This window comes from Mesorhizobium sp. XAP4 (assembly GCF_029269325.1).
Classification (GTDB): Bacteria; Pseudomonadota; Alphaproteobacteria; order Rhizobiales; family Rhizobiaceae; genus Mesorhizobium; species Mesorhizobium ciceri.
The window spans coordinates 1-2,097 of sequence record NZ_JARIXW010000026.1 but is presented as its reverse complement, the minus strand read 5'-3'; the positions used below and the strand labels follow the sequence as shown (position 1 = coordinate 2,097).

Sequence of the window (2,097 nt, the reverse complement as noted above, 5' to 3'; positions counted from 1 at the left end):
GCCGGCCGCACTCATGACCGGCTGGGCTCGGTTAATCCTGCATGCCGCGCCCATGAGGTTGCGCTCTGTCGGGAGTGCGTCGAGCACAACGACGAGATGTAGTTCACGATCTTTGAAACGCGTGGTCAACTATCCAAAGTGTGGATGCCTTTCATCGAAACAAACGATTTCATCAATGTTCTGGAATCCTGCATGGGCAGAAGCACCTGACGCACACCGATGCCCCCACTGCCTCATGGCGTGGCGAGCGTCTTAAGAAACCGCCCGAAAGGAGATTTTTCATGCGCTCTACCGGGCAGTGGAGTGCTGGGAAAGGGAGTTGCAACTGACCGGGTCCGACTTCTTCCGAGCCTATGGACAGACTGGGAGACGCGCACGGTGTAGCGGCTCACATCGTCATACTGCACCTACGCCACACACCGGCCGGACCTGATCCGGCTTTATGAGCATTGGGCTTTGTCAGTTGCCCAAGCGTGATGGCTTTCGCGACGCGGCGCGCCTCAGGAACTGAGCCGCGTCCAGGTCGAAACGCGGGAAAGAAAGACAGGAAACAGAATGGCCGATCAATTCGCAACGGACGTCATTGCCCTGATCAAGAAACGCGCCGAGTCGGAGAGCGGTGAGGGAATGCCTACGTCATTCGTCGGCGAGATAACAATCGCCACGGAACTGGACGCGCTCGGGTTTGATTCGCTGGGTTTGGCGGACGTCCTCTGGGATGTGGAGCAGGCCTACGGCATCAAGATCGACATGAACACGGCCGATGCCTGGTCCAATCTCAAGAATGTCGGCGACGTCGTGGAAGCCGTCCGCGGCTTGCTTGCGAAGGAGGCTTGAATGCACAGGCGCGTCGTTATCACCGGAGTGGGCGGCCTGTGCGGACTGGGCACCGACGCCGCCTCTATGTGGAAAGAGATGCGCGAAGGCCGCTCCGCCATCGGCCCGATCGCCAATTCCGAGCTTCATGACCTGGAGGGCATGACCGGCGCTGAGATCAAGGCGCTGCCCCAGCACGACATCAACCGGGGGCATCTCATCTCCATGGACCGCTTCAGCTTGCTCGCCGTGCTTGCAGCGCGCGAAGCCATGCGGCAGGCCGGACTTTCCTGGGACGAGGGGAATGCCCATCGCTTCGGCGCGACAGTGGGCGTCGGATTTACCGGTTCATACGCAACAGAACAAACTTACCGCTCACTGCTTTTGGGTAGCGCAATCCGTGCTGAACTCTTCACTGGAGTAAAGGTGATGCCCAGCGCCGCTTCCGTCCATCTTAGCTTGAGCCTCGGCTTGCGCGGGCCGGTCTTCGGGGTGACCTCCGCATGTGCCTCGGCCAACCATGCGATCGCCTCGGCGGTGGACCAGATCAAGCTGGGCCGGGCCGACGTAATGGTTTCCGGAGGCAGCGACGCACCCTTCGCATGGGGCGTGCTGAAAGCATGGGAAGCAATGCGCGTGCTTTCACCCGATACCTGCCGGCCCTTCTCCGCCGATAGGAAGGGCCTGGTGCTGGGCGAGGGTGCGGGCATGGCCGTGCTGGAAAGCTACGAGCATGCCACGAGGCGTAGTGCCACAATTCTTGCCGAGATCGCCGGCGTCGGCCTTTCCGCCGATGCCTTCCACATTGCCGCGCCATCTGTCGAGGGGCCAGCGTCGGCGATGCGCGCCTGCCTTGCCGATGCCGGGCTGAATGCCGAGGACGTCGACTACCTCAACGCGCACGGCACCGGTACCAAAAGCAATGATCAGACTGAAACGGCGGCGATCAAGCGTGTGTTTGGAAACCACGCTTATTCGATGTCCATCTCTTCCACCAAGTCCACGCACGCGCATTGCCTCGGCGCAGCGAGCGCGCTTGAAATGATCGCCTGCGTGATGGCAATCCAAGAGGACGTCGTGCCGCCGACCGCCAACTATCGCGAGCCAGATCCCGCTTGCGACCTCGACATCACACCCAATGTGCCGCGCGAGCGCAAGGTGCGCGTCGCCATGAGCAACGCCTTCGCCATGGGCGGTACGAACGCAGTTCTGGCATTCAGGCAGGTGTAGAAGCCATGCAAGACGCCTCATTTGAGGTCACCTGTCGTATCTAGCTGCTTG

2 protein-coding genes and 1 pseudogene are annotated in these 2,097 nt (G+C 60.9%); 2 read left to right on the top strand and 1 reads right to left on the bottom strand.

Features of this window, described 5'->3' with window-relative positions; genetic code table 11:
• A pseudogene (locus P3C39_RS32830) lies at nucleotides 1-129 on the bottom strand (LysR family transcriptional regulator); the annotation flags it as partial.
• A gap of 426 nt (nucleotides 130-555) precedes the next feature.
• Here P3C39_RS32830 and P3C39_RS32825 point away from each other — a divergent pair.
• Together P3C39_RS32825 and P3C39_RS32820 are read left to right on the top strand one after the other, a co-directional pair.
• Complete coding sequence (locus P3C39_RS32825; RefSeq protein WP_126057635.1) at nucleotides 556-837, top strand: acyl carrier protein; 282 nt, start codon at nucleotides 556-558, stop codon at nucleotides 835-837.
• Entirely contained in the window at nucleotides 838-2,046 is a 1,209-nt protein-coding gene (locus P3C39_RS32820; RefSeq protein WP_135913145.1) for a beta-ketoacyl-[acyl-carrier-protein] synthase family protein, read from the top strand.
• The last annotated feature ends 51 nt before the right edge of the window (nucleotides 2,047-2,097 follow it).